This window comes from Amycolatopsis rifamycinica (assembly GCF_000695625.1).
In the GTDB taxonomy this organism is placed as follows: domain Bacteria; phylum Actinomycetota; class Actinomycetes; order Mycobacteriales; family Pseudonocardiaceae; genus Amycolatopsis; species Amycolatopsis rifamycinica.
This window is the reverse complement of record NZ_JMQI01000058.1, coordinates 94,288-118,939: the sequence shown is the minus strand read 5'-3', so window position 1 is coordinate 118,939 and position 24,652 is coordinate 94,288. Positions and strand designations below refer to the sequence as shown.

29 protein-coding genes and 1 pseudogene are annotated in these 24,652 nt (G+C 71.2%); 21 read left to right on the top strand and 9 right to left on the bottom strand.

Annotation, left to right across the window (positions count from 1 at the left end; all coding sequences use genetic code 11):
* Window positions 1-5: 5 nt before the first annotated feature.
* From DV20_RS27540 to DV20_RS27530, 3 genes are read right to left on the bottom strand one after another with little or no spacing between them, the layout of a single operon-like run.
* A complete protein-coding gene (locus tag DV20_RS27540; protein ID WP_043785272.1) occupies window positions 6-623 on the bottom strand; it encodes a class I SAM-dependent DNA methyltransferase in 618 nt (205 codons plus the stop codon).
* The gene (locus tag DV20_RS27535; RefSeq protein ID WP_043785271.1) at window positions 620-1,162 is read right to left on the bottom strand and encodes a TetR/AcrR family transcriptional regulator; all 543 of its coding nucleotides are present in this window, start codon (window positions 1,160-1,162) and stop codon (window positions 620-622) included. Before DV20_RS27535 ends, DV20_RS27540 begins: the two co-directional genes overlap by 4 nt.
* A 26-nt stretch (window positions 1,163-1,188) precedes the next feature.
* Window positions 1,189-2,220: a TRM11 family SAM-dependent methyltransferase gene (locus tag DV20_RS27530; RefSeq protein ID WP_200876507.1), complete on the bottom strand. Its 1,032-nt coding sequence runs from the start codon at window positions 2,218-2,220 to the stop codon at window positions 1,189-1,191.
* Window positions 2,221-2,245: 25 nt separating this feature from the next.
* Here DV20_RS27530 and DV20_RS27525 point away from each other — a divergent pair, with 25 nt between their 5' ends.
* The 5 genes from DV20_RS27525 (at window position 2,246) to DV20_RS27515 (ending at window position 6,572) form a co-directional block, all read left to right on the top strand.
* On the top strand, window positions 2,246-3,241 hold the full coding sequence (locus DV20_RS27525; protein ID WP_043785268.1) for a DHH family phosphoesterase: 996 nt from the start codon (window positions 2,246-2,248) through the stop codon (window positions 3,239-3,241).
* A 24-nt stretch (window positions 3,242-3,265) separates the two neighbouring features.
* Window positions 3,266-3,394, top strand: a complete 129-nt coding sequence (locus tag DV20_RS47050) for a hypothetical protein (RefSeq protein ID WP_268747445.1) — start codon at window positions 3,266-3,268, stop codon at window positions 3,392-3,394.
* A gap of 24 nt (window positions 3,395-3,418) precedes the next feature.
* Complete coding sequence (locus tag DV20_RS47045; protein ID WP_268747444.1) at window positions 3,419-3,547, top strand: hypothetical protein; 129 nt, start codon at window positions 3,419-3,421, stop codon at window positions 3,545-3,547.
* Between the two features lie 82 nt (window positions 3,548-3,629).
* Complete coding sequence (locus DV20_RS27520; RefSeq protein WP_043785336.1) at window positions 3,630-4,949, top strand: MATE family efflux transporter; 1,320 nt, start codon at window positions 3,630-3,632, stop codon at window positions 4,947-4,949.
* A 300-nt stretch (window positions 4,950-5,249) separates the two neighbouring features.
* On the top strand, window positions 5,250-6,572 hold the full coding sequence (locus DV20_RS27515; RefSeq protein ID WP_043785266.1) for an MFS transporter: 1,323 nt from the start codon (window positions 5,250-5,252) through the stop codon (window positions 6,570-6,572).
* Here DV20_RS27515 and DV20_RS27510 read toward each other — a convergent pair.
* Complete coding sequence (locus DV20_RS27510; protein WP_051736145.1) at window positions 6,517-7,026, bottom strand: GNAT family N-acetyltransferase; 510 nt, start codon at window positions 7,024-7,026, stop codon at window positions 6,517-6,519. The two genes, DV20_RS27515 and DV20_RS27510, sit on opposite strands and share 56 nt — an antisense overlap.
* A 120-nt stretch (window positions 7,027-7,146) precedes the next feature.
* Between DV20_RS27510 and truB the strand changes: the two genes are divergently transcribed.
* The 11 genes from truB (at window position 7,147) to DV20_RS44305 (ending at window position 16,749) form a co-directional block, all read left to right on the top strand.
* Window positions 7,147-8,052, top strand: a complete 906-nt coding sequence (gene truB, locus DV20_RS27505) for a tRNA pseudouridine(55) synthase TruB (protein WP_084093699.1) — start codon at window positions 7,147-7,149, stop codon at window positions 8,050-8,052.
* Between the two features lie 27 nt (window positions 8,053-8,079).
* The gene (locus tag DV20_RS27500) at window positions 8,080-9,063 is read left to right on the top strand and encodes a bifunctional riboflavin kinase/FAD synthetase (protein ID WP_167344401.1); all 984 of its coding nucleotides are present in this window, start codon (window positions 8,080-8,082) and stop codon (window positions 9,061-9,063) included.
* A 93-nt stretch (window positions 9,064-9,156) separates the two neighbouring features.
* Complete coding sequence (locus tag DV20_RS27495; RefSeq protein WP_043785260.1) at window positions 9,157-9,630, top strand: helix-turn-helix domain-containing protein; 474 nt, start codon at window positions 9,157-9,159, stop codon at window positions 9,628-9,630.
* Window positions 9,630-10,133: an RNA 2',3'-cyclic phosphodiesterase gene (gene thpR, locus DV20_RS27490; protein ID WP_043785258.1), complete on the top strand. Its 504-nt coding sequence runs from the start codon at window positions 9,630-9,632 to the stop codon at window positions 10,131-10,133. Before DV20_RS27495 ends, thpR begins: the two co-directional genes overlap by 1 nt.
* 143 nt (window positions 10,134-10,276) lie before the next feature.
* A complete protein-coding gene (gene rpsO, locus DV20_RS27485) occupies window positions 10,277-10,546 on the top strand; it encodes a 30S ribosomal protein S15 (protein WP_003084034.1) in 270 nt (89 codons plus the stop codon).
* Window positions 10,547-10,767: 221 nt separating this feature from the next.
* Window positions 10,768-13,023 carry a polyribonucleotide nucleotidyltransferase gene (locus DV20_RS27480; RefSeq protein ID WP_043785256.1) on the top strand — a complete coding sequence of 752 codons (2,256 nt, stop codon included), beginning with the start codon at window positions 10,768-10,770 and terminating at the stop codon, window positions 13,021-13,023.
* Between the two features lie 72 nt (window positions 13,024-13,095).
* Window positions 13,096-14,460 carry a M16 family metallopeptidase gene (locus tag DV20_RS27475; protein ID WP_043785254.1) on the top strand — a complete coding sequence of 455 codons (1,365 nt, stop codon included), beginning with the start codon at window positions 13,096-13,098 and terminating at the stop codon, window positions 14,458-14,460.
* On the top strand, window positions 14,457-15,197 hold the full coding sequence (gene dapB, locus DV20_RS27470) for a 4-hydroxy-tetrahydrodipicolinate reductase (protein WP_043785252.1): 741 nt from the start codon (window positions 14,457-14,459) through the stop codon (window positions 15,195-15,197). Before DV20_RS27475 ends, dapB begins: the two co-directional genes overlap by 4 nt.
* Window positions 15,194-15,640 carry a tetratricopeptide repeat protein gene (locus tag DV20_RS27465; protein WP_043785250.1) on the top strand — a complete coding sequence of 149 codons (447 nt, stop codon included), beginning with the start codon at window positions 15,194-15,196 and terminating at the stop codon, window positions 15,638-15,640. The genes dapB and DV20_RS27465 overlap by 4 nt, the downstream gene beginning before the upstream one ends.
* A gap of 84 nt (window positions 15,641-15,724) precedes the next feature.
* Complete coding sequence (locus DV20_RS27460) at window positions 15,725-16,558, top strand: helix-turn-helix domain-containing protein (RefSeq protein WP_167344400.1); 834 nt, start codon at window positions 15,725-15,727, stop codon at window positions 16,556-16,558.
* Between the two features lie 8 nt (window positions 16,559-16,566).
* Window positions 16,567-16,749: a DUF397 domain-containing protein gene (locus DV20_RS44305; protein WP_152603766.1), complete on the top strand. Its 183-nt coding sequence runs from the start codon at window positions 16,567-16,569 to the stop codon at window positions 16,747-16,749.
* Here the strand turns inward: DV20_RS44305 and DV20_RS27455 are convergent.
* Entirely contained in the window at window positions 16,714-17,232 is a 519-nt protein-coding gene (locus DV20_RS27455) for a YqaA family protein (RefSeq protein ID WP_043785248.1), read from the bottom strand. The two genes, DV20_RS44305 and DV20_RS27455, sit on opposite strands and share 36 nt — an antisense overlap.
* A gap of 87 nt (window positions 17,233-17,319) precedes the next feature.
* Between DV20_RS27455 and DV20_RS46740 the strand changes: the two are divergent.
* A pseudogene (locus DV20_RS46740) lies at window positions 17,320-17,781 on the top strand (GtrA family protein); the annotation flags it as partial.
* A gap of 66 nt (window positions 17,782-17,847) precedes the next feature.
* Here the strand turns inward: DV20_RS46740 and DV20_RS27450 are convergent.
* Window positions 17,848-18,405: a GNAT family N-acetyltransferase gene (locus DV20_RS27450; protein WP_043785247.1), complete on the bottom strand. Its 558-nt coding sequence runs from the start codon at window positions 18,403-18,405 to the stop codon at window positions 17,848-17,850.
* 115 nt (window positions 18,406-18,520) lie between these two features.
* On the opposite strand from DV20_RS27450, the gene DV20_RS27445 reads away from it, so the two are divergent.
* Window positions 18,521-19,735 (top strand): winged helix-turn-helix domain-containing protein, encoded by a 1,215-nt coding sequence (locus DV20_RS27445; RefSeq protein ID WP_043785245.1) that lies wholly within the window; start codon window positions 18,521-18,523, stop codon window positions 19,733-19,735.
* A gap of 20 nt (window positions 19,736-19,755) precedes the next feature.
* On the opposite strand, the gene DV20_RS43475 is transcribed toward DV20_RS27445, so the two are convergent.
* The 3 genes from DV20_RS43475 to DV20_RS27430 all read right to left on the bottom strand — a co-directional run bounded on the left by DV20_RS43475 (window position 19,756) and on the right by DV20_RS27430 (window position 21,971).
* Window positions 19,756-20,256 (bottom strand): TlpA family protein disulfide reductase, encoded by a 501-nt coding sequence (locus tag DV20_RS43475; RefSeq protein ID WP_235190976.1) that lies wholly within the window; start codon window positions 20,254-20,256, stop codon window positions 19,756-19,758.
* A gap of 260 nt (window positions 20,257-20,516) precedes the next feature.
* Window positions 20,517-21,443, bottom strand: a complete 927-nt coding sequence (locus DV20_RS27435) for a DUF4097 family beta strand repeat-containing protein (RefSeq protein WP_043785242.1) — start codon at window positions 21,441-21,443, stop codon at window positions 20,517-20,519.
* 12 nt (window positions 21,444-21,455) lie between these two features.
* Entirely contained in the window at window positions 21,456-21,971 is a 516-nt protein-coding gene (locus DV20_RS27430; RefSeq protein ID WP_043785240.1) for a toxin-antitoxin system HicB family antitoxin, read from the bottom strand.
* A 120-nt stretch (window positions 21,972-22,091) separates the two neighbouring features.
* Here DV20_RS27430 and thyX point away from each other — a divergent pair, with 120 nt between their 5' ends.
* The 3 genes from thyX to DV20_RS27415 all read left to right on the top strand — a co-directional run bounded on the left by thyX (window position 22,092) and on the right by DV20_RS27415 (window position 24,616).
* Window positions 22,092-22,844, top strand: coding sequence for an FAD-dependent thymidylate synthase (gene thyX, locus DV20_RS27425; RefSeq protein ID WP_043785237.1), 753 nt, complete (start codon window positions 22,092-22,094; stop codon window positions 22,842-22,844).
* Window positions 22,844-23,239, top strand: coding sequence for an ACT domain-containing protein (locus DV20_RS27420; RefSeq protein ID WP_043785234.1), 396 nt, complete (start codon window positions 22,844-22,846; stop codon window positions 23,237-23,239). Before thyX ends, DV20_RS27420 begins: the two co-directional genes overlap by 1 nt.
* Window positions 23,240-23,374: 135 nt before the next feature.
* Window positions 23,375-24,616, top strand: coding sequence for an Nramp family divalent metal transporter (locus DV20_RS27415; protein WP_043785233.1), 1,242 nt, complete (start codon window positions 23,375-23,377; stop codon window positions 24,614-24,616).
* Window positions 24,617-24,652 lie beyond the last annotated feature (36 nt).

Genomic DNA, 24,652 nt, shown 5'->3' with positions numbered 1-24,652 from the left:
ACCGGCTATTTCGAAGCGAACAGAATGGCCTGCGCCACCTCGGCCCCGGGGTTCAGCAGCCATTCCGCGTCCACGGTGAACCCGGCTTCCCGCACCCGCCGGGCCAGCCACCACGGTTGCCGGAGGTGGACGTTGACCCGCATCGGGTGCCCGCCGTAGCCCTGGGTCTTCAGCCGGGTGCCCGCGCCGACGTGGTAGCCGATCACCGCCAGGCCACCCGGCCGCAGCACGCGGTGGAAGTGGCCCAGCGCCGCCGGCACCGCCTCGTCGGGGACGTGGATCAGCGACCAGGACGCCAGCACCCCGGCGACCGACGCGTCGGGCAGCGCCAGGTCCGTCATCGACCCCACCTCGAACCGCAGCTCCGGGTGCGACCGGCGCGCCAGGTCGACCATCCCCGGCGAGAGGTCGATGCCGGACGCGTCGACCCCCAGCGAAGCGAGGAACGCCGTGAAGTGCCCCGGGCCGCAGCCGACGTCCACGGCCGGCCCGTCGACCTGCGCGGCGAACAGGGTCAGCGCGGCCTTCAGGTACGGCTCCTTCTCGAGCGCGTCCGCCACGAACTCCGCGTAGCTTTCGGCCACCGTGTCGTACGAGGTGGCGGTGTCCCCGAGCCAGGTCATCGCGCGCGCAGCCCGTCGAGGACGATGCCGAGGGCGCGCCGCCAGTCCGGGGTGGCGGTCGCCGCGGCGAACACGATCGCGAGGTCGGGCCCGCGGAAGTCCGCTCGCAACGCGCCGGCCTCCTGGGCGCGCGAAATGATCCGGTTCATCCGGGAACCGTTGGCCTGCTTGGCCTTCTCCAGCCCGGAGTCCGGGTCGAACGTCCGTGAGCACACTTCGGTGAAGCCGCGGTCGGACACCTGCATCAGCACCGAACGTTCGAGGAACAGGACGAACCCCGCCCACGGGTCGTCGAGCGCGAGGGCCTCGTCCAGCACGGCCGCTGCTTCCTCGAGCACGGGCAGGAACGCGGCTTCGACGAGGTCCGCCCGCGTCGGGAACCGGTTGTAGAGGGTGCCGATGGCGACCTCGGCGCGCCGGGCGATCTCGTCGAGCGGGGCGTCGACCCCCTTGGCGCCGAACACTTCCCGCGCCGCCGCGACCAGTGCCTCCCGGTTGCGCCGCGCGTCCGCGCGCAGGGGACGTTGCTCGACGGTCACGGTGAGCGAGTATAGCGACGGCCGCTTCAGGAAGCCGGTTTCGCCGCGACGACCAGGTCGCGCAGGATGGCCTGGTCGACCCGGTGGGCGAACTCCGCCCACGGGCCGCCCTCCCGGACGTCGAGGCCGGCCTTCCGGAGCACCTCGACCAGTTCCTCCCGCGGCAGCACGGTCGTGTTCCACGAAATCCCGAGCGCCCCGCCGGGCTTCAGCACCCGCGTCCACACCGGGACGGCCGCCGCGAGCAGGTCGCGCGGGCTGCGCTGCAGACCCGCCTCGCGGTGGCTGCCGTGCTGAACGCCGTAGGGCGCGTCGGTGACGATCACGTCGCACGAGTTCGCCCGCAGCACCTCGTCGGTGGTCAGGGTGTCGGCGTTGAAGTAGGTGAGCTTGCGCGTGTCGCCCGCTTTGTACGCTTCCTTGGTCAGGGCGTACTCGATGTCGAGCCGCCGGCCGAGCCGGAGCTTGTTGCGCCGCAGCTGACCCGACTCCGCGGTGTGCTTCACGCGCTTGTTCCGCAGCCACGTCTTGATGAACGCCTCGTAGGCCTCGAAGTCCTTGGCGTCGACGTCGAGGCCGGTCGCGTGCAGGCCGTACATCATCGCCTGGTTCAGCGTGGTGCCGCGGCCGCACAGCGGGTCGAGCAGGTACTTCGGCTTGTCCGAGAACGGGTCCGCCGTCGCCAGCAGCGTGACGTTCACCAGCAGCTTGGTGAACAGCTCGTTCGTCTTGCCCGCGTACTTCTGGATGGTCAGCAGGTCCGAGTCGGCCAGGGCCAGCGGCGTCACGGGCACCGGACGGAGGACGCCGTCACCCAGCTCGAACAGCGCGTACAGCGACGAGACGTTCGACAGCAACGCGAGGTCGCGCTCGCCCAGCGGCGCCGAACTGGTGAAGCGCACGTAGCCGACCCCGCCGAGCTCGACCTCCTCGATCGCGGACAGCTCGGCCGCCATGGCCGCGCCGAACACCGCCAGCTCGGCGCGCAGCAGCGCGGGGGAGGAGGCGGCGTAGACCCGGTTGGCCGAGGGGTAGACCAGCATCGCGTACTCAGGCATCCCGCAGAGCGTAGCGTGACGCACCGTGACCCCTACTTCGGCTTCGGTGCAGGACATCCGGGACGCGGCGGCACTGCTCGCGTCGGCGGGTGACGTGACGATCCTCGGCCACGTGCGGCCGGACGCGGACGCCTTGGGCAGCGCGCTGGCCCTCGGCCGGGCGCTGCGGCAGCGCGGTGCCCGCGTGCGCGTCTCCTTCGGCGAGCCCGACGAGGCCCCGGAGACGCTGCGGTGGCTCGACGAGGACGGCCTGCTCACCCACCCGGACGCCCTCCCGGACTCCGAGGAACTGCTCGTCTGCGTCGACACGCCGACGCCGAAGCGGCTCGGCCGGCTCGCCGGGCGCGTCGAGCTCGCCGGCGCGGTCCTGGTGATCGACCACCACGCGACGAACACCCGCTACGGCACCTGCCACGTGGTCGACGAAAGCGCGGAGGCCAGCGCGGTCCTCGTGTTCCGCGTCCTGGAGGAGCTGGGCGCCGAGCTGGACGAGCCGATCGCGCGCGGGCTCTACGCGGGGATCGTCACCGACACGAGCGGGTTCCGCCGGGCGAGCCCGGAAACCCACCGGATGGCGACCCGGCTGCTGGAGGCGGGGGCGGACCCGGAGGCGATCGTCCGGCGGATCGTCGACGAGCGCCCGTTCGCCTGGCTGCCGATGCTTTCGGCCGTGCTCGGCGAGGCCCGGCTGGAGCCGGAAGCCGCCCAGGGCCGCGGGTTCGTGTATGCGGTGGTACCCGTGGAAGCGGCGCGCACGGTCCGCGGCGAGGAGGTCGAGTCGGTCATCGACGTCGTCCGTTCGGTCCGCGAGGCGGCCGTCGCCGCCGTGCTCAAACAGGACCCGGCGCACCCGCGGCAGTGGCAGATTTCGCTGCGCAGCACCGGAATAGACGTCTCGGCCGTGGCGGCCCAGTTCGGCGGCGGCGGGCACCGGCAGGCCGCGGGGTGCACGATCGCGGGCTCGGTCGCGGAGGTCGTCGCGGGTCTGCGGGAGGTCCTGGAGCGGGCGCCGCTGCTGTAGCGCGTCGGACGGCGGGGCTGGGAAGTGCCCTGGTTCCCGCGGGCGGGAACTGGCGGCGGCTATTGGCAGGCCGCGGGGTGCACGATCGCGGGTTCGGCCGCGGAGGTCGTCGCGGGTCTGCGGGAGGTCCTGGAGCGGGCGCCGCTGCTGTAGCGCGTCGGACGGCGGGGCTGGGAAGTGCCCTGGTTCCCGCGGGCGGGAACTGGCGGCGGCTATTGGCAGGCCGCGGGGTGCACGATCGCGGGTTCGGCCGCGGAGGTCGTCGCGGGTCTGCGGGAGGCCTTGGAGCGGGCGCCGCTGCTGTAGCGCGTCGGACGGCGGGGCCGGAAAGTTCCCCGATTCCCGCCGGCCGGAACTGTCGGTGGCTGCGGTTAGAGTCCGGTTCGTGGTGAACGTGGAGGAGACCGAGCGGGTTCCGGCGAGGCGCGTGCTCGGCTTGGCCGTGCCCGCGCTGGGGGTGCTGGCCGCCGAGCCGTTGTACGTGCTGGTCGACACCGCCGTCGTCGGGCACCTCGACGCGCTGTCGCTGGCCGGGCTCGCGCTCGGCGGCGTCGTGCTGGCCCAGGTGTCGAGCCAGCTGACGTTCCTGTCCTACGGCACCACGTCCCGCACCGCCCGGCTGCACGGCGCCGGCCGCCGGGCCGACGCGGTGCGCGAAGGCGTGCAGGCGACGTGGCTGGCGGTGTTCGTCGGGCTCTTCGTGCTGGTCGCGGGGCAGCTGCTGGCGTGGCCGGTCGCGCGGGTGCTCTCGGGCAGTGACGAGATCGCCTCGGCCGCCGTGTCGTGGCTGCGGATCGCGTTGTTCGGGGCGCCGCTGATCCTGGTCACCATGGCCGGCAACGGCTGGATGCGCGGGGTGCAGGACGCCGCGAAACCGTTGCGGTACGTGCTCGCGGGCAACGGCATCTCGGCCGTGCTGTGCCCGGTGCTCGTCTACTGGGCGGGGCTGGGGCTGGAGGGTTCGGCGATCGCGAACGTCGCCGCGCAGGTGATTTCGGCGTCGCTGTTCATCGTGGCGCTGGTGCGCGAGAAGGCCGGGCTCCGGCCCGACTTCGCGGTAATGCGCGCCCAGCTCGGCCTCGGCCGCGACCTGGTGCTGCGGAGCCTGGCGTTCCAGGCGTGCTTCGTCTCGGCGGCGGCCGTCGCGGCCCGGACGTCGACCGAGGCGGTGGGCGCGCACCAGGTGGTGCTGCAGCTGTGGACGTTCCTGGCGCTGGTGCTGGACTCGGTGGCGATCGCCGCGCAGTCGCTGGTCGGGGCGGCACTGGGGGCGAACGCGGCCCGGCAGGCGCGCGGGGTGGCGTCGCAGATCACCGGGTACGGGCTGCTGATGGGCTGCTTCCTGGGCGTGCTGTTCGCGGCCCTGTCGTGGGTGCTGCCGCACGCGTTCACGTCCGACCCGGGGGTGCTGGCGGAAATCCCGCACGCGTGGTGGTTCTTCGTGGCCCTGCAGCCGATCGCCGGGGTGGTCTTCGCCCTGGACGGCGTGCTGCTGGGCGCGGGCGACGCCGCCTTCCTCCGCAACGCGACCCTCGGCAGCGCCGCCCTCGGCTTCCTCCCCCTGATCTGGGCGTCCCTCGGCTTCGGCTGGGGCCTCACCGGCATCTGGACCGGCCTCTCCCTGTTCATGGTCCTCCGCCTGTTCGCGGTCCTGGCCCGCTGGCGCTCCGGAAACTGGGCGGTAACCGGCGCCACCCGCCCCGCCTGACGTGCCCCGACGGGCATCACGCGTGTCTGCCGGGGCATCACCCGTGATCCGGCGGGCATCACGCGTGATCAGCGCGGCATCACCGCGATGCCTCGCCAGACACGCGTGATGCCCCTCCAGACACACGTGATGCCCGCGCAGTCACGGGTGAAGCCCCGCTGAGCTCGGGTGATGGGGGTTACCTGTGGGGAAAACCACCCGGGTCGTGGCTATGGTTTCCGGTTGCTTAGGGGATACAAGTAGTAGGGACGGCAGCGTGGGCGTCCTGCGCCCCGAACCCGTCCTACCCTGGAGGAACCCGTGCCCGCCCCCGGCCGTGCCACCGCCCGGTCCTGGCTGATCTGGCTCGCCGCCGTCACCGTCTACCTCCTCGCCGTCTTCCACCGGACGTCCTTCGGGGTCGCCGGGCTGCAGGCCGCCGAGCGCTTCGGCGTCGGGGCGGCCGCGCTCGGCACCTTCACCGTCCTGCAGGTCGGCGTCTACGCCGCCATGCAGATCCCGACCGGCGTCCTGGTCGACCGCTACGGTCCCCGCCGCGTCCTCACCGTCGCCGTGCTGGTCCTCGGCGCCGGCCAGCTCCTGCTCGGCGTCGCCCACTCCTACGGCCTCGGCCTGCTCGCCCGCGGTGTCCTCGGCCTCGGCGACGCACTCACCTTCGTCAGCGTCCTGCGCCTGGTCGCGGCCCACTTCCCGGGCCGCCAGTACGCCCTGCTGACGTCGTTCACCGCGGCCGTCGGCTACATCGGCAACCTCGCCGCCACCGTCCCGCTCTCGCTGGTGCTCGACGGCGCCGGCTGGACCCCCACCTTCCTCGCGGCCGGCGCCATCACGGTCCTCTACACCGTCGTCGTCGCCCTCCGCGTCCGCGACGTCCCGGCGGGCGAACGGCCGCCCGTCCGCGAAGAGGTCCGCCCCCGCGAGCTCGCCCACCAGGTCGCCGAGGCCTGGCGGACGCCGGGGACGCGCCTGGGCTTCTGGGTCCACTTCAGCACGATGTTCGCCCCGAACGCCCTGACGCTGCTGTGGGGCGTCCCCTGGCTGGTCCAGGGCCAGGGGCAGGCCAAGGCGACGGCGAGCGCGCTGCTCACCGTGTTCGTCTTCGGCTCGATGGCGGGCGGCCCGCTGCTGGGCGGACTGATCGGCCGCCGCCCGTCGCTGCGGATGCCGCTGGTCGGCGGCTACATCGGCGGGGCCGTGGTGGTGTGGGCGCTGCTGCTGGGCTGGCCGGGCCCGGTGCCCGTGCCGGTGCTGGTGCCCGCGTTCGCCTTCCTCGCCCTCGGCGGCCCGGCGTCGATGATCGGCTTCGCGCTGGCCCGCGACTACAACCCGCTCAGCCGCGTCGGCACGGCCACCGGCGTGGTCAACGTCGGCGGCTTCGTGGCGACGACGATCGCCGCGCTCGCCGTCGGCGTGCTGCTCCAAGCCACCGGCGGAAACTTCCGGCTGGCCCTGCTGGCGCTGGTCGCGGTGCTGGCCTTCGGCACGGTCCGGCTGCTCGTGTGGTGGCGCCGGACCCGCACCCACCTGTTCCTCGCCGAGGCCCGCGGCGAGCAGCTGCCGGTCCGCATCACCCGCCGCCGCTGGGACGCGGCGCTCCCCGAGACCCCGATCGTCGCGGCCTGACCGGCGTCTGCAGCAGCTGCGGCGCCACCGCGAACCCGCGCCGCTCGTAGGCGGGCACCGCCCGCGGCGACGAGTGCACGGTGACCCGCTCCAGCCCCAGCTCCCCGGCGAGCCGCAGGACGCCGTCGATCAGCCGTCCGCCGAGGCCGGCGTCACGGGCCTCCGGCACGACGTACACGCTCTGCACGTCCCCGGCCGCCCGGGACAGCGCCGCCGGCGTCGGCACGCGCGCGGTGATCGCCAGGAACGCCATCCCGAGGACGCGGCCCCCGTCCACCGCGACGAGGCACCGGTGGGTGGCCGCGTTCTCCCGCGCCCACGCGGCGAACTCCCGCACGAACCCCTCGCGGCCCGCGTCGGGCAGGCCGTCCCGCTCGGCCACCCAGCGCCACCGGAGCCCGGCGACCGCTTCCAGCTCGGCAGGCCGGGCGGCCCGTACTTCGATCTCCGTCACCCTCCCATCGTGGCCGCCCCAACCGGCACTTTCACGTGAAAGTGGCGGCCCCAGGTGGGCACTTTCACGTGAAAGTGACCGTCATCCGATTCACGACAGGCGGCCGCTAGGGTTTGCCGCGTGTCGAGCCCCAAACCGCCCCGCCGTCCCGCCCCGCCTCCCGGCCTCCTCATCGTCGACAAGCCCGCCGGCATGACGTCCCACGACGTCGTCGCGCGCGCCCGGCGGATCATGGGAACCCGCAAGGTCGGGCACGCCGGCACGCTCGACCCGATGGCGACCGGTGTGCTGGTGCTCGGCATCGAGCGCGCCACCAAGCTGCTCGGCCACCTGGCCCTGGACCGCAAGACCTACCTGGCCACCCTGAGCCTCGGCAGCAGCACCACGACCGACGACGCCGAGGGCGAAGTCCTCACCACCGCGGACACGAACCGGACGACCGACGACGACATCGCCAGCGGCATCGAGAAGCTCACCGGCGACATCCAGCAGGTCCCCAGCGCGGTCAGCGCGGTCAAGATCGACGGCAAGCGCGCCTACGCCCGCGTCCGCGCCGGCGAGGACGTCGTCATCCCGGCCCGCCCGGTCACCGTCTACCGCTTCGACGTCCTCGCCGTCCGGCACGAAGACGACCACATCGAGGTCGACGCCGTCGTCGAGTGCTCCTCCGGCACCTACGTCCGCGCGCTGGCCCGCGACCTCGGCGCCGACCTCGGCGTCGGCGGCCACCTGAAGGCGCTGCGGCGCACCACCGTCGGCCCCTTCACCCTGGCCAGGGCCCGGACCCTCGACCAGCTCGAAGACCAGCCCGAACTGAGCCTCGACCTCGACGCCGCCGTCGCCGCCGCGTTCCCGCGCCGCGACCTGGACGCCGCGACGGCGAAGGCGGTCCGCCACGGCCAGCGCATCCCGGCGGCCGGCATCGAGGGCACCTACGGGCTCTTCGGTCCCGACGGCCGGGTGCTGGCCCTGGCCGCCGACGAACAGGGCGTGTCCCGCGCGGTTGTCGTGTTGCTGCCCGCCTAGGGTGGGCTCGAGAGACGGGAGTGTGACGTGCTTCGGTGGCGTGGGCTGGGGGACCTTCCCGGCAGCTGGGGCCGGTGCGTGGTCACCATCGGCGTGTTCGACGGTGTCCACCGCGGGCACCAGGAGCTGATCAGCCGGACGGTGGCGGCGGCCGCCGAGCGCGGCCTGCCGGGCGTGATGCTGACGTTCGACCCGCACCCGTCGGAGGTGCTGCGCCCGGGCAGCCACCCGGCGCAGCTGACGACGTTGCGGCGGAAGGCGGAGATCGTCGAAAGCCTCGGCATCGACGTCTTCTGCGTGCTGCCGTTCACCCTCGAGCTGTCCCGGCTGCAGCCGGAGGAGTTCGTGCACGAGGTGCTCGTCGACCGGCTGCACGCGGCCGCGGTGATCGTCGGCGACAACTTCACCTTCGGCGCCAAGGCGGCCGGCGACGTCGAGCTGCTCCGCACCCTCGGCCGCCGGTTCGGCTTCGCCGCGTTCGGCGCCGAGCTGCAGGGCAAGGAACTGTCCGAAGAGGACCAGTCGGCGATCACCTTCTCGAGCACCTACGTGCGGTCGTGCATCGACGCCGGTGACGTGGTCGCCGCCGCCGAAGCGCTCGGCCGCCCGCACCGCCTCGAGGGGATCGTCGTCCGCGGCGACGGCCGGGGCCACGAGCTCGGCTACCCGACGGCGAACCTGTCGACCCCGCGCTTCGCCGCCGTCCCGGCCGACGGCGTCTACAGCGCGTGGTTCACCCGTTCGGCCGATCCGGGACGCCGGCTGCGCGCCGCGGTGTCGGTCGGCACCAACCCGACGTTCTCCGGGCGCGAGCGGACCGTCGAGGCCTTCGTCCTCGACGTCGACGAGGACTTCTACGGCCAGCACGTGGCCATCGACTTCGTGACGCGCCTGCGCGACCAGGTGCGGTTCGCCGACTCGGCCGGGCTCGTCGCCCAGATCGACGACGACGTCGTCGAGACGAGAAAGGCACTGGAACTGCCCCCGGGCGCCCTGACCGGGGACGAATAGGGGATTCCGCGTCCACGCACCGGGCAGCGATGGCAAGATGCTCACGGACGGTGTGCGCGGCTGTGCCCGCGAAAACAGGGGAGCAGGGAACTGGTGGAGGACCACAAGATCGTCCAGCGGAACATCGCGTTGCAGCGCGAGTGGTACGGGGAGCCGCTCGGCGACCGCGTTCGCCGGCTCGTCGTCGCGTTCGACGTTTCGCAGGCGTTCCTGGCCGAGGTCCTCGGGATCAGCGCCCCCATGCTCAGCCAGGTGATGAGCGGGCGGCGGGCGAAGATCGGCAACCCGGTCGTGCTGGCCAGGATGATCATGCTCGAGCGCAAGATCCTGGTACCCGAGGTCGCCGCCGGCAACCGCGAAGCGATGCTCGCCGCGATGGAGGACGTCCGCGACTCCCGCCCCACCGTCGGCCGCGACAACATCCCGGTGATCAACGAAGACCAGAAGGTCCTCGCCTACCTGCGTGACGTGGCCGAGGACGAGGACCTCGGCGAGGCCGCCAAGCGCCTCGACGACGAGTTCCCGGCCATCGCCGACCTGCTCCGCCGGGCGGGCAACGGCGCCTGATGCCGGTCCTGTTCAGCGCGCTGCTCCCGCCCGGCGACGTCGTCGAGGCGGTCGCGGCGGCCCTCGGGGAGACCGGTGACGGCCTCCGCTGGGAGCCACCGGAGCGCTGGCACGTCACCCTCGCCTACTACGGGCCGGACGACGTCGGAACCCGCGCCGCCTGGCTGGGCGAGCGGCTGGCCGGCCGCGGGTGCGTCGACGTCCGGCTGGAAAAGGCCGCGACGTTCCCCGGGGTGCTGTGGTTGACTGTCGCGGGAACGGAGCTGACGCCGCTCGCGCACGCCGCGGGCGCCGGCGCCGAACCGAGGCCCTACCGGGCCCACCTGACACTGGCGCGGTTCCCCCGGGAAGAACCGGGGCTCGCCGCGCGTTGGACCGAGAAGCTCGCGGGTTTCACGAGCCGGCGCTGGCAGGCGGCGGAAGTGGTGCTGATGACCAGCGAGCGCGAGCCGGGTGGTCCCCGATATTCCGTGGCCCGCGTCTTCGAGCTGAACCGCGACTGAAGGTCCTGCTCAGAGGCGCACGTTAGCCAAATGCTAACGTCATGGTCGGGTCCGGCTGCAGTCCGTGGCGGCCGTGACCGTCTTCCCGGCGTGCATCCACGTCCGGGGCCGCACGGCACTGATTATTTCGAGGAGCAACACAAGTGGCGCTGTCCACCGAAGAGAAGAAGTCGATCCTGGCCGAGTACGGCGTGCACGACTCGGACACCGGATCCCCCGAGGCCCAGGTGGCGCTGCTCACCAAGCGCATCGTCGGCCTCACCGAGCACCTCAAGGCTCACAAGCACGACCACCACTCGCGTCGCGGGCTCCTGCTGCTGGTCGGCCGTCGCCGCCGGCTGCTGAACTACGTGATGAAGGTGGACATCGAGCGTTACCGTGCGCTGATCCAGCGCCTCGGCCTGCGCCGATAGCTTTACCCGAGGGGGAGTGACCGCGCGGTCGCTCCCCCTCGTCACCACACGGCGCGAGCGCGCACGAGGGTCCGTCCGCCGGTCCTCGGTAGTGGTTCCCGGGCAGCGTCCCGGGAGCTTCGATCGAAGACCGGCCTCATTCCTCGAGCGTCCTCAGGCGAAACGGGTCCCAGGATGGGAGACTTGCGCCAGTAGAAGGAACTAAAGAGGAGAAACACCATATGACCGACTCCACCGGAGTCACCGTGCACGAGACCGAAGCCGTCATCGACAACGGCCGGTTCGGCACCCGCACCGTCCGCTTCGAGACCGGCCGCCTGGCCAAGCAGGCCGCCGGCGCCGTGGTCGCGTACCTCGACGAAGAGACCATGCTGCTCTCCGCGACGACCGCGTCGAAGCACCCGAAGGACCACTTCGACTTCTTCCCCCTGACGGTGGACGTCGAGGAGCGCATGTACGCGGCCGGCCGCATCCCGGGCGCGTTCTTCCGTCGCGAGGGCCGCCCCTCGACCGACGCCATCCTGACCTGCCGCCTGATCGACCGGCCGCTGCGCCCGTCGTTCACCGACGGTCTCCGCAACGAGATCCAGGTCGTCATCACCGTCCAGAGCCTCAACCCGGACGACCCGTACGACGTGCTGGCCATCAACGCCGCGTCGGCGTCGACCCAGATCGCCGGCCTGCCGTTCTCCGGCCCGGTCGGTGGCGTCCGCGTCGCGCTGATCGAAGACCAGTGGGTCGCGTTCCCGACCTGGTCGCAGCTGGAGAAGGCGACCTTCAACATGGTCGTCGCCGGCCGCATCGTCGGTGAAGACGTCGCGATCATGATGGTCGAGGCCGAGGGCACCGAGAACACGCTCGACCTGATCGCCGCCGGCGGCAAGGCGCCGGACGAGGCCGCGGTCGCCGCCGGTCTCGAAGCCGCGAAGCCGTTCATCAAGGTGCTGTGCGAGGCCCAGCAGAAGCTGGCCGACGTCGCCGCCAAGCCGACCGGTGAGTTCCCGGTCTTCCTGGCCTACGAGCAGGACGTCTACGACGCCGTCGCGGCGATCGCCACCGACGACCTGGCCCGCGCGCTGCAGATCCCGGGCAAGCAGGACCGCGACGCCGCGACCGACGAGGTCAAGGCCGCCGTGCTGGAGAAGATCGGCCTGGGCGAGGGCGAGGCCTTCGAGGGCCGCGACAAGGAGATCGGCGGGGCGTTCAAGGCCCTGACGAAGAAGATCATGCGCCAGCGCGTCCTCACGGAGAAGATCCGCATGGACGGCCGCGGCCTCACCGACATCCGGTCGCTTTCGGCCGAGGTCGCCGTGATCCCGCGGGCACACGGTTCGGCGCTGTTCGAGCGCGGCGAGACCCAGATCCTGGGTGTCACCACGCTGAACATGCTGCGCCTGGAGCAGCAGATCGACTCGCTGTCCCCGGAGACGCACAAGCGCTACATGCACCACTACAACTTCCCGCCGTTCTCCACCGGCGAGACCGGCCGCGTCGGTTCGCCGAAGCGGCGCGAGATCGGCCACGGCATGCTCGCCGAGCGCGCCCTGGTGCCGGTGCTGCCCAAGCGTGACGAGTTCCCGTACGCGATCCGCCAGGTCTCCGAGGCGCTGGGCTCCAACGGCTCGACCTCGATGGGCTCGGTCTGCGCGTCCACCATGGCGCTGTACAACGCCGGTGTGCCGCTGAAGGCGCCGGTCGCGGGCATCGCGATGGGCCTGGTCTCGGACGAGGTCGACGGCGAGACGCGCTACGTCGCGCTCACCGACATCCTCGGCGCCGAGGACGCGCTGGGCGACATGGACTTCAAGGTCGCCGGCACCAAGGACATCATCACCGCGCTGCAGCTCGACACGAAGCTCGACGGCATCCCGTCGGAGGTCCTCGCGGCCGCGCTGAAGCAGGCGAAGGACGCCCGTCTCACCATCCTGGAGGTCATCGCCGAGGCGATCGACAGCCCGGACGAGATGAGCCCGTACTCGCCGCGCGTCACCTCGGTGAAGATCCCGGTCGACAAGATCGGCGAGGTCATCGGCCCGAAGGGCAAGATGATCAACTCGATCACCGAGCAGACCGGTGCCGACATCTCCATCGAGGACGACGGCACGATCTACGTGGGCGCGGCCGACGGCCCGTCGGCGGAGGCGGCGATCGACCTGATCAACGCCATCGCCAACCCGCAGCTGCCCAAGGTCGGCGAGCGCTTCCTCGGCACCGTGGTGAAGACGGCCGCGTTCGGCGCGTTCGTCTCGCTGCTGCCGGGCAAGGACGGCCTGGTGCACATCTCCAAGCTGGGCAACGGCAAGCGGATCAACAAGGTCGAGGACGTGGTCAACGTGGGCGACAAGCTCCGCGTCGAGATCGCCGACATCGACAACCGCGGCAAGATCAGCCTGATCGTCGTCAAGGAAGACGAGGCCGCCAAGCCCGCCGAGGGTGACGCGCCCGCCGCCGACGCCGAGAAGGCCGACGCCAAGTAACACCCGTTCCGTCGAAGGCCTCCTCGCCGCGTCCGGTGAGGAGGCCTTCGCGGCATCGTGAGTAAGGAACCCATGGCACGGCAGGTTTCCGGGCACGAGCAGCCCGTCGGCACCACCCGCACGCTGGAGTCCACTCCGGACGGTGCGGTCGTCAAGCGCAGCGTCCTGCCGGGCGGCCTGCGCGTGATCACCGAGCACGTCCCCGCGTCCCGGTCGGCCACGGTCGGGCTGTGGGTCGGCATCGGCTCCCGCGACGAGCCGGCCGCCGTCGCCGGCGCCGCGCACTACCTCGAACACCTGCTGTTCAAGGGCACGAAGCACCGCGACGCCACCCAGATCGCCGAGGAGATCGACGCGGTCGGCGGCGAGTTCAACGCCTTCACGGCCAAGGAGCACACCTGCTACTACGCGCAGGTGCTCGACGCCGACCTCCCGCTCGCCATGGACCTGGTCACCGACGTCGTGTTCGACGCGCTGTGCACCGACCGCGACATGGACATGGAGCGCAGCGTCGTCCTCGAAGAGATTTCGATGCGCGACGACGACCCCGAGGACCTGCTGCACGAGACGTTCGTGACGGCCATCCTCGGCGACCACCCGCTCGGCCGCCCGGTGCTCGGCACCGAGAAGTCGATCGTGGAAATGGCCCCGGCCGCCCTGCGGAACTTCTACAAGCGCCGGTACACGCTGCCGCGGATGGTCCTGTCCGTGGCCGGCAACATCGACCACAGCCAGGTGCTGCGGCTGGTCCGCAAGGCCCTCGGCGAGCGACTGACCGGCACCGCCACGCCGATCGCGCCGCGCGAAGGCCGGGCCCGGATCAAGACCGTGCCGAAGCTGGCCCTGCACACCGACGACACCGAGCAGGCGCACGTCATGCTGGGCCTGCGGTCGCTGTCGCGCCACGACGATCGTCGCTTCGCGCTGTCGGTGCTCAACGCGGCCCTCGGCGGCGGGATGAGCTCCCGGCTGTTCCAGGAGATCCGCGAGCAGCGCGGGCTGGCGTACCAGGTGTACTCGTCGGTCGCGAGCTACGCCGACACCGGGCACATGGCGGTGTACGCGGGCTGCCAGCCGGAGAAGCTCGGCGACGTCGCCGGTGTCATCCGCGAGGTGCTCGACAAGGTCGGCGTCGACGGCCTGACCGACGCCGAGGTGGCCCGCGCCAAGGGCCAGCTGCGCGGCGGGCTCGTGCTGGGTCTGGAGGACACGTCGTCGCGGATGTCGCGGATCGGCAAGAACGAGCTCAACTACGGCCGCTACTTGGGCGTCGACGACACGATCGCGCGCATCGACGCCGTCACCACCGAGGACGTGTGTGCGCTCGCTCGCACTTTGTTCGCCCGGCCCGGTGGTGTCTCGGCGGCGGCGGTCGTCGGGCCGTACGCTCACGCCGACGACCTTCCTGACGACCTGCACGAGGTGATCGCTTCATGACCATCAACGTCGGTGTGCTCGGCGCGCGCGGCCGCATGGGTGCGACGGTGGTGAACGCCGTCGAAGGCGCTTCGGACCTGAAGCTCGTCGCGGCATTGGACGCGGGCGACGACTTCGCGGCGCTGGCCGACGCCCAGGTGGTCGTCGACTTCACCCATCCCGACGCGGTGATGGGCAACCTCGAGTACCTGGTCGAGCACGACATCCACGCGGTCGTCGGCACGACGGGCTTCAGCGACTCCCGGCTGGCCGACCTGCGCGCGTTGCTGGAGCCGAAGCCGTCGCTGGGTGTGCTGATCGCGCCGAACTTCGCGCTTGGCGCGGTTCTTGCGATGCGGTTCGCGGCCCAGGCGGCGAAGTTCTACGCCTCGGCCGAGATCATCGAACTGCACCACAACCGCAAGGCCGACGCGCCTTCGGGCACCGCCGCGCACACCGCCCGGATGATCGCCGCCGCGCGCGCGGAAGCCGGCGTGGCCCCGGGTCCGGACGCGACGACGTCGGAGCTGGACGGCGCCCGCGGCGCGACGGTCGAGGAGGTCCGCGTGCATTCGGTCCGCCTGCCGGGCCTGGTCGCGCACGAGGAGATCCTGTTCGGCGGCGAGGGGGAGACCCTGACGATCCGCCACGACTCCCTCGACCGGACGTCCTTCATGCCGGGCGTGCTGCTCGGCGTGCGTGAGGTGCTGAAGCGTCCCGGCCTGACGGTCGGCCTGGAGAACGTCCTCGACCTGTGAAAGCTCGCAATGTGGCGCTGCTGCTGACGGCGGCGCTGGTCGTGTACCTGTTCCTGCTGGCCGACAGGGCCTTCGCCCTGTTCAAGACGGGAACGGGCGTCGGTATCGCCCTCGGCGCGGGCGTGCTGCTGCTGCCGGTGCTGGGCGTCTGGGTCGTCGTGACGACCTGGCGCAACGGCCTGCAGGTCCAGCGCCTGTCCCGCCGGTTGGACGCCGAGGGCGCGCTCCCGGACGTCTCGGACCTCCCGCGCCGGCCTTCGGGCCGGGTGGACCGTGACGCGGCCGACGCGTGGTTCGAACAGCGCCGCGCGGAGGTCGAGGCCGACCAGGGCAACTGGCGCGTCTGGTACAAGCTCGCGTACGCGTACGACATCGCGGGCGACCGGCGCCGGGCGCGCGAGACGATGAAGAAGGCCGTGGAATTGGAAGCCGCGGACCGCTGAGTTTCGCCGAGTTCCGCGGGTGTGGCAATTCGCTGACAGTTGTCGTTCGTTCGGGAAATCACGGGGTTTCGTAGCATCGCCCGCATGAAACCGACTTCGTCTTCTCCTGGTTCACGGGCTTTGTCCGCGTCGCTGCGCGAAGTGCGCGAAGCGCGGAAGTTCGGGTTGCGCGAGCTGGCCCGGGCCCTGGAAGTGGATCCGCGGCTGCTGTCGCAGTGGGAACTGGGGATCCGGGTGCCGCCGGTCGAGGAGGTGGCCCGGATCCTCGGTTACCTGCGCGTGGATCGGGTGGTCACGAACCGGATCCTGGCCTTGGCGCAGCACGTGAAGCAGCCCAACTGGCTGGACTCCAACCCCTCCGACCTGCCCGCAGCACTGACCGGAGTGATGCAGTGCGAGCGGTCGGCGAGCCTGATCACCAACTGGTCCCCGCTGATCATCCCGGGGTTGTTGCAGACCCCCGACTACGCGCGGGCGCAATTGACCGCCTCCGACATCAAGCCGGAGCATGCGGATGCCCGGCTGGTGGCGCGCTTGAAGCGGCAGCGGATTCTCTCCGGGTACGACCCCGTACGGCTGAGGGTGATCATTTCCGAGTTGGCGATTCGCGAGGTGGTCGGTGATGCGGCCATCATGTCCGACCAGGTCGACCATCTGCTCACCTCGGCGGTCAGAGCCAATATTTCAGTGCGCATTGTGCCTGCGGGAGTGGGCTACCACCCGGGCAAGATCGGCATGTTCACCCTCTATGACTTCCCGAGCGACCCGACGATCGTTTATCTGGAGCACCACCACGCGAGCGCCTTCGTCAACGAGTTGGACGCTACCGCCGCCTACCGGAAGCTGGTAAAGCTGTTATCGGACAAGGCATTGGCCGAAGACGCCTCGCAAGCCCTGCTTCGGGAGGCGGCGCGATAGGGGGCAACGTGTTCACCTGGCGTAAGTCGAGCTACAGCGCGACTGAGGGCGAGTGCGTTGAGATTTACCTAGCCGAATCCGTGGGGGTGCGGGACACGAAGGCCCGTCACCTGGGCCAGCTCACCGTCTCGCGTGCCGCTTGGGCCGCCCTCTGCTCAGTGGTGCAGCCAGCCCGCGAACACCGCCGGTGAAGCCGCGATCAAACTGAAGCGGATCCACCTTCCGGCCAAGCCCGTCGTCAGGAAGGTCGCGAGCCGCATCCGGACCAGCCCGGCCAGCACGCTCGTCGCCATGAACGGGGGCAGGCCGACGAGGGAACTCACCCCGTAGGTCCCGGCCATCCAGTGCGGGTGCCGGTGGCAGCGCTCGCGCAGGCGGTCGACCCATCCCCGGATCCGCTTGGTCCGCAGCTGCCAGCGCACGCGGCGGGGTGTCATCGGGCGTTCCCGGTGCAGCCGGTCGTGCAGGGGCTTCGGCAGCTTGATCGTCCCGCGGGCGGCCAGGTAGTACAGCGTCTTCCCGGCGATCTGCCCGACCGCCACCGCCGCCCCGAGCCACAGCCAGTGCAGCCCCGGCTGACTGGCGCACAGCCCGATCAGGAAGATCTCGGCGTTGACCAGCGGCACGATGGCCGAACCGAACGCGACGCCCAGCGTCAGCAGGATCCAGCTCATCGTGTCACCTCCTGAAAAGCTCTCGCGTTCTTCCAAGTTATCAGTTCGAAATCTCCGCGCACGGGGGTTAACCCCCCTCTTCGGCCGGTGGCCGGCACCAGAAGATCACCTGCCGGACGGCTTCCCGTCACCCTCCGCCGGAAGACTGGCCGCGTGGCCGCCGAACAACCCCGTACGCCCGCTGACCGGTTCGGCGCTCTCTGCCAGGCCGTCGTGCGGGTGCTGCCGCTGGGTCTGTCGCGGGTCGTGGCGCCGACGTTCCTCGGGTTCTGCCTCATCAACGGGTTCACCTTCGGCGTCGACCTCGCGCTGCTGACCGCGTTCCACGGGCTGCTCGGCTGGCCGGTGTGGCTGGCGATCACGCTGGCTTACGCCTGCGCGTTCGGGCTGAGCTTCGCGCTGAACCGGACGTTCAACTTCCATTCGCACGCCGCCGTCGGCATCCAGCTGGCGCTTTACCTGGTGGCGATCGCGGTCAATTACGCCGCGTTCCTGTTGGGGGTGGGTGCGGGGCTGACCGCGCTGGGCGTCGAATACCACGTCTCGCGGCTGCTCGCGGGCGCGTGCGAAGGCGTCTTCATGTACGCCGTGATGCGGTGGGTGATCTTCCGGGACTCAGCTCAGGGAGAGGTCGAGGGTGCCGGTGAGCCGGACCTCGCGGAGGATGCGCTCGCCGGTGTCGAGGGTGCGGACGGTGCCGTCGGGGTTCCAGCCGGCCCGGCGGTAGAAGCCGAGGGTGGCGTGGTCGCCCTGGGCGACCCAGGCGATGCCGCGGGAGGCACCGTCGGCCCGCAGTCCCGCGGCGGCCGTCGCCAGTAGCCGTCCGGCGTGCCCGCGGCGGCCCCAGCGCGGCTCGACGAGCAGGGTGGCGATCAGGCCGGTCGTCCCGGCGTCCTCGGGCAGGCTTCCGTCGGCCTGGGCGACCTCGTCTTCGGGCGCGCGGCCGGCGACGCAGAAGCCGACGGTGAACTCGCCCTCGGTGGCGACGTAGACGAGGCTGCCGGGGTAGTCGATGGTCTCGGTCCAGGTGCCGGCGAGGTCGGTGGCGTCCAGCTGCGCGAGGGCCTGCTTCCCGAGCAGGTCCTCGTAGGCCGCGTGCCAGGTGTCGCGCTGGATGCGGGCGATCTCCGCGGCGTCGGACAGGTCGGCGGGACGGACGGCGGCGTCGCTCATGTCGCTGAAATTAGTACAGCGGAGCGCAGCTCCTCCGTTGAGGGCGGTGGTGGGGGCATGGATGGAGATAGCGGTGCCGGTTTTTGTCGGTGGTGGGTGGCACCATGAGCTCACCATGCGAACAATCAGCGTCTCGACGGCCCGGAAGACGTTCCTGGCCGCACAGGGCTTCAGCGACCCGCGTCCGTCCGGCGTGCCCTCGCGGCAGCACCTGAAACGGGTGTTGTCCCGGGTCCAGCTGCTGCAGCTGGACTCGGTGAACGTCGCGGTCCGGGCGCACTACATGCCGGTGTTCTCGCGGCTGGGCGCGTACGACCCGGCGTTGCTCGACGAAGCGGCGTGGGCGCACTCGTCGCGCCGCCCGCGCCTGCTGGTGGAGACGTGGGCGCACGAGGCGAGCCTGCTGCCGATCGAGGACTGGCCCCTGATCCGTTCGGGCGCCAAACGCGACGGCTGGTGGCGGCACTACGGGTCGTTGATCGAGAAGTCCCCGGGCCTGGTCGACGAGATCCTGTCGGTGGTGAAGGAGCTGGGCCCGATCGGCGCGGGCGGCATCGAGCGAGCGGTGGCGGCCGACGCCGGGCGCCGCGGGCCGGGCTCGTGGTGGGAGCGGTCGGAGGTCAAGCGCGTCTGCGAGTACTTGTTCGGCATCGGCCAGCTGACCACGGGCACCCGGCGTTCCTTCGAGCGCCTGTACGACCTCACCGAGCGGGTGGTCCCGCCGGAGATCCTGTCGCGATCGGTGTCCGCGGAGGAGGGCGCGCGCGGCCTGATCGCCCGGTCGGCCCGGGCCTTGGGCGTGGCGACGGAGACGGACCTGCGCGACTACTACCGCCTGGGCCCGGCCCCGGCCCGCCAGGCGGTGGCGGAGCTGGTGGAGTCCGGCGAGCTGGAGCCGCTCGAGGTGCGCGGCTGGAAGCAGGTCGCCTACCGGCACGCCTCTGCTCGAACGCCACGGGCGGTGACGGGCCGGGCGTTGCTGTGCCCGTTCGACCCGTTGATCTGGGAGCGGGCCCGGACGGAGAGGCTGTTCGGGTTCCACTACCGGATCGAGATCTACGTCCCGGAGCCGAAGCGGGTGTACGGGTACTACGTGTTCCCGTTCCTGCTGGACGGTTCGTTGGTGGCCCGGGTGGATCTGAAGTCCGACCGCGCGGCCGGGGTGCTGCGGGTACAGGGAGCGTTCGCCGAGGAGGGGGCGGACGTGGCCCGGGTGCTCCCGGAGCTGGCGGCGGAGTTGAAGCACATGGCGGAGTGGCTGGGGCTGTCGGGCGTAACGGTCGGTTCCCGGGGCGACCTGGCGGGGCCGTTGGCGAAGCTGGTCCGCTGAGAGCAGGCGCCTTTTCCCGGTCAGGGTTCTGCGCGCACTTGTTCCAGTTTCGGCCGCACGTCCTCTTGGAGGACGGCTCCGATGTAGACGGCTGCAACACGTTGCCGCTTGTCCACGATCAGGGAGATGGGAACCGCCGCGAGGGGAAGCCCGCGCAGTTGGAGGGCGATTCTGCCGGATGGGTCGAATATGGACTCGTAGTCGACTTGGAAATCCCTGATGAAGTCGGCCGCGTATTGGCGGTTGTCGCGGACGTCGATCCCGAGGACCTCGAGACCCTCGCGCTTGCCTGCCGTGGAGATCTCCCTCAGTACGTGGGTCTCCGTTCGGCACGGACCGCACCAGGCGCCCCAGAGGTTGAGCAGGACTACTTTCCCGGCGTAGTCGCCGATGGAGATCGTCCTGTCTGGTGCTACTACGCTCGGTCCGGAAAGATCGGCGATCTTCCTGCGTTGATCGATCGAGTAGAAGATATTGGTTTGTCCGCCTGGTGAGACAAACTCGAATGTGCTTCCGTGCACTACGGCGTCCTTGCCCGTGGAACACGAACTCAACGTCAGAAGTAACGCAACTGCCGGAATGACTGACCGCGGCAAGGATCGACGTCCAGTGGTACTGCGAATCACCGCGACCTCCAGGGCATGCTTCACCATAGCCACGATCCGGAGGGCAATCGATGCGGGGGCGTTCAAAGCGGAGCCCCCGTGAAGCGCCGGCTTTTCGCACGCGAACGGGCCGTCCCCGGCACCCCCGCCGGGGAACGGCCCGTCCATCCCCCTACTCAGCCCGCCGCGCGCGTCACCACGGCGTTGCCGGTGCCGGTGCGGGCGCGAACCTTCAGCTTCACGCCGCCTTCCGGGGCGTTGTCGGCGACGTCCAGTTCGCTGGAGACGCGGCCGCCGCTGGAGGTCAGGTCGATCTCGGCGGCCGTGCCGCCGCGGATGCCGATCCGGACCTCGCCGGAGCCGGTGATCAAGTCGAGGGTGCCCGACGCGGCGTCGGCCACCGAAAGGTCGCCGCTGCCCGTGCGGGCCATCACCTCACCCGAGACCGCGCCCAGCCAGACGTCGCCGGTGCCGGTGGCCAGTGTCGCGGACCCGCTGATCGACGACGCCTCGACGTGGCCGCTGCCGCTGCGCAGCTGCAGGCCGCCCAGCGTGGGGCCCAGCTTGACCGCGCCGCTGCCGGTGCGGATCGTGGCCGAGCCGTCGGCCCGGTCGAGCTTCACCTCGCCGGAGCCGGTCAGCAGGTCGACGCGGCCCGCCGGGCCGGTCACCGTGACGTCCGCCGCGCCCGCCCGCACCTCGACGTGCGAGCCCGCCGGCGCGTGCACCTTCACCGCGAGGGCGACGTTGCGCAGCTGCCACGCCTTCGGCGCGCTCACGACCAAGCGGTTGCCGAGCTTCTCGATCCGGCTTTGGCGCACCGCCTCGGCGGGGGAGGCCGAGGGGTCGACGCCCAGCTGGTCGCCGAAGCGTTCGCCGACCCAGGACAGCAGGTTGTTGACCCCGGCCACCCACGGCTGCTGCTCGCCTTGGTCGTGCCGCAGCTCCACGCGGGCGCCGGAGTCGCCGTCGAGGACGACCTCGACGCGGCCGATCGTGACGCTGATGTCGAGCTCCAGCGGGACGTCGGTCTCGAACTCGTCGATCCGGACCAGTGCGTCGTTCGGCTCTTCGGCCGGTGTGGTGGTCTGTTCTTCGCTCATCGTCTCGTCCCCTCAGCCTTCGACCCAGCCGTGCAGGTGCGACCCGCTCCGGTCGTCCTTGCCGTGGCGCTTGCCGCTCCCGCCGCCGAACCCGCCGTGGCCCAGCGCGCCCTGCACCGCCTGCGAGACGAACGTGTTCAGCGAGACGCCCTGCGCCGCCGCCGCCCGTTCGGCCTGGCCCTTGATCTGCTCGACCAGCCGGAGCGTGATCCGGCTGATGTCACCGCCGTCGATTGGTGGCGGCGGGGTGGTGTCACGTGGTGTCGTCCGTGCCGTCGCCTCCTCCGCGGCGCCGGTGACGACCACCCGGACGTCGCGGCCGTCCAGCCGGACGTCCACCACCTGGCCCGGCAGTGCGGCCGTGACCTCGGCGGCGAGGTCGGCCAGGGCGTTCATCAGGGTCAGGCGGACGGCGGGCTCGAGCGCGGAGGACAGCAGCGCGGCCGCCCGACGGGTGTGCTCGTCCCCGGCGGCGGCCGTGTTCGCGAGGTCCTCGCGAAGGTTGGCGATGTACGGCGTCAGGTCCATGACACCACTATGACGTCATCAGTGATGTCAGTCAAGGAGGACGGTGATGTCACGTGTCCCCCGGGAGTGGCCCGCCGTACGCGGTTAGGCTGCGCGGGAGCCGGGAGAAGGAGTGCTGACGTGACCGGAGCCGTGTCGCCCCGAGTGCAGCTGATCGCGAAGACCGAGTTCTTCCCGCCTCCGGACGTGCCGTGGTCGACCGACGCGGACGGCGGGGAAGCGCTCGCCGAGTTCGCCGGCCGCGCCTGCTACCAGTCGTGGCAGAAGCCGAACCCGGCCACCGCGACCAACGCCGGCTACCTCGAGCACATCATCGACGTCGGCCACCTTTCGGTGCTGGAGCACGGCTCGGTGACCTTCTACATCACCGGCATCTCCCGATCGCTGACCCACGAGCTGATCCGGCACCGCCACTTCTCCTACTCCCAGCTCTCGCAGCGGTACGTCCCGGAGCGCGACGCCGAGTTCGTCGAGCCGGAGATCATCGCGAACGACCCGGTGCTGCACGAGAAGTTCGTCGCCGCGACCCGGGCGAGCGTCGAGGCCTACACCGAGCTGCTGACCGGGCTCGAAGAGAAGTTCGCCGACGTGCCGAGCGCGACCCTGCGCCGCAAGCAGGCCCGCCAAGCGGCCCGCGCGGTGCTGCCCAACGCGACCGAGACCCGGATCGTCGTCACCGGGAACTACCGGGCGTGGCGGCACTTCGTCGCGATGCGCGCCACCGAGCACGCCGACGTCGAAATCCGCGAACTGGCCGTGGAATGCCTGCGGCAACTGCAGAAGGCCGCGGCGAACGTGTTCGCGGACTTCACCATCTCGACGTTGCCGGACGGCACCGAAATCGCCACGAGCCCGAAGGTGCTGGAAGCCTGATGAAGCGACTTGCGATCGACGTCCGCCCCGGCGACTACGCCGTGGTGCGGCTGCCCGCGGACGCCGCGGTGCCCGCCGAGCTCTTCGAGCCCGGCGAAGCCCTGGTCTCGGTGACGCGGACAGCCGAGGAACTGTCGGTGATCTGCCCGGCCGGCCGCGAGCCGGCCGGGGCTACGGCGGCCGAGGCCGGCTGGCGGCTGCTGTCGGTCCGCGGGCCGCTGGAGTTCACGCTCACCGGCATCATCGCCGCGCTGGCTTCGGAGCTGGCCGCGGCCGGGGTCGCGCTGTTCTCGATCTCGACGTTCGACACCGACCACATCCTGGTCCGGGCCGGCGACCTCGACCACGCGGTCGTGGCGCTGCGCGAGTCCGGCCACGAGGTCGCGTACGCCTGATTTCCGCACTTTTCACCGCCGCCGATCGGGGTATCCGGGGTCGAGGGTGGGAGCCATCACCCTTGAAAAGCAAAGTTCGGCATGCCTAAACTTCGGTTTAGGGTTCCCGACATCCGGTCTCGAGAGGTGGGCGTCATGGCTGTGACCGAGGCTGTCCGGCCGAGACTGGTGACCCGCCTGCGCACCGGTTCGGCCCTGCTCGGCCCGGCGTTCGTGGCCGCCATCGCCTACGTCGACCCGGGCAACGTCGCGTCCAACATCAGCGCCGGCGCCCGCTACGGCTACCTGCTGGTCTGGGTGATCGTCGCGGCGAACCTGATGGCCGTGCTGGTGCAGTACCTGTCGGCGAAACTGGGGCTGGTCAGCGGGATGTCGCTGCCCGAGGCCCTGCGCGCCCGCCTGTCCGGACCGGCGCGGCTGGCCTACTGGGCCCAGGCGGAGATCGTCGCCGTCGCGACCGACCTGGCCGAGGTGGTCGGCGGCGCGATCGCCCTCAACCTGCTGTTCGACCTGCCGCTCATCGTCGGCGGCGTGATCACCGGTGCGGTGTCGCTGACGCTGCTGGCGGTCCAGGACCGCGGCGGCCAGCGGACGTTCGAGCGGGTCGTCACCGGCCTGCTGGCGGTGATCGCGGTCGGCTTCCTGGCGAGCCTGTTCGTCGAGCCGCCGTCGGCCGCCTCGACGTTGGGGGGCCTGGTGCCCCGGTTCGACGGCGCGGGCAGCATCCTGATCGCCGCGGCGATGCTGGGCGCGACGGTGATGCCGCACGCGGTCTACCTGCACTCCGGCCTGGTCCGCGACCGCCACGGCCGTCCCGACGGCGTCCGGCGCCGCCGCCTGCTGCGCGCGACGCGGGCCGACGTCGGCCTGGCGATGCTGCTGGCGGGCGCGGTGAACCTGGGCATGCTCCTCCTGGCCGCGACGAACCTCCAGGGCCAGAGCGGCGTGGACAGCATCGAGGGAGCGCACGGCGCGGTGGCCTCGGCGCTCGGCCCCGGCATCGCGCTGATGTTCGCGATCGGCCTGCTGGCCTCGGGCCTGGCGTCGACGTCGGTGGGCGCGTACGCGGGCGCGATGATCATGCAGGGGCTGCTGCACAAGCGGATCCCGCTGGTGCTGCGCCGGCTGGTGACGTTGACGCCGGCGATCGTGGTCCTGGCCCTGGGCGCCGACCCGAGCGCGGCGCTGGTGGTTTCGCAGGTGGTGCTGTCGTTCGGGATCCCGTTCGCGCTGGTGCCGTTGATCAGGCTGACGGCGGACCGGACCCTGATGGGCGAGGACACCAACCGCCGCCTGACCACGGTGGCGGCCTGGGTCGTCGCGGCGATCATCATCGCGCTCAACCTGGTCCTGATCTACCTCACCTTCGCCGGCTGACCCGTTCCCCTCCAGGTACGCGTGTCGTCCGGTCCG

Bases quoted from the DNA above. Each gene is read 5' to 3' on its own strand.
- DV20_RS27540 (WP_043785272.1), bottom strand. From the start codon at position 623: ATGACCTGGCTCGGGGACACCGCCACCTCGTACGACACGGTGGCCGAA.
- DV20_RS27530 (WP_200876507.1), bottom strand. From the start codon at position 2,220: ATGCCTGAGTACGCGATGCTGGTCTACCCCTCGGCCAACCGGGTCTAC.
- thpR (WP_043785258.1), top strand. From the start codon at position 9,630: ATGCCGGTCCTGTTCAGCGCGCTGCTCCCGCCCGGCGACGTCGTCGAG.
- DV20_RS27480 (WP_043785256.1), top strand. From the start codon at position 10,768: ATGACCGACTCCACCGGAGTCACCGTGCACGAGACCGAAGCCGTCATC.
- DV20_RS27475 (WP_043785254.1), top strand. From the start codon at position 13,096: ATGGCACGGCAGGTTTCCGGGCACGAGCAGCCCGTCGGCACCACCCGC.
- dapB (WP_043785252.1), top strand. From the start codon at position 14,457: ATGACCATCAACGTCGGTGTGCTCGGCGCGCGCGGCCGCATGGGTGCG.
- DV20_RS27460 (WP_167344400.1), top strand. From the start codon at position 15,725: ATGAAACCGACTTCGTCTTCTCCTGGTTCACGGGCTTTGTCCGCGTCG.
- DV20_RS27455 (WP_043785248.1), bottom strand. From the start codon at position 17,232: ATGAGCTGGATCCTGCTGACGCTGGGCGTCGCGTTCGGTTCGGCCATC.
- DV20_RS27450 (WP_043785247.1), bottom strand. From the start codon at position 18,405: ATGAGCGACGCCGCCGTCCGTCCCGCCGACCTGTCCGACGCCGCGGAG.
- DV20_RS27445 (WP_043785245.1), top strand. From the start codon at position 18,521: ATGCGAACAATCAGCGTCTCGACGGCCCGGAAGACGTTCCTGGCCGCA.
- DV20_RS27435 (WP_043785242.1), bottom strand. From the start codon at position 21,443: ATGAGCGAAGAACAGACCACCACACCGGCCGAAGAGCCGAACGACGCA.
- DV20_RS27430 (WP_043785240.1), bottom strand. From the start codon at position 21,971: ATGGACCTGACGCCGTACATCGCCAACCTTCGCGAGGACCTCGCGAAC.
- DV20_RS27420 (WP_043785234.1), top strand. From the start codon at position 22,844: ATGAAGCGACTTGCGATCGACGTCCGCCCCGGCGACTACGCCGTGGTG.
- DV20_RS27415 (WP_043785233.1), top strand. From the start codon at position 23,375: ATGGCTGTGACCGAGGCTGTCCGGCCGAGACTGGTGACCCGCCTGCGC.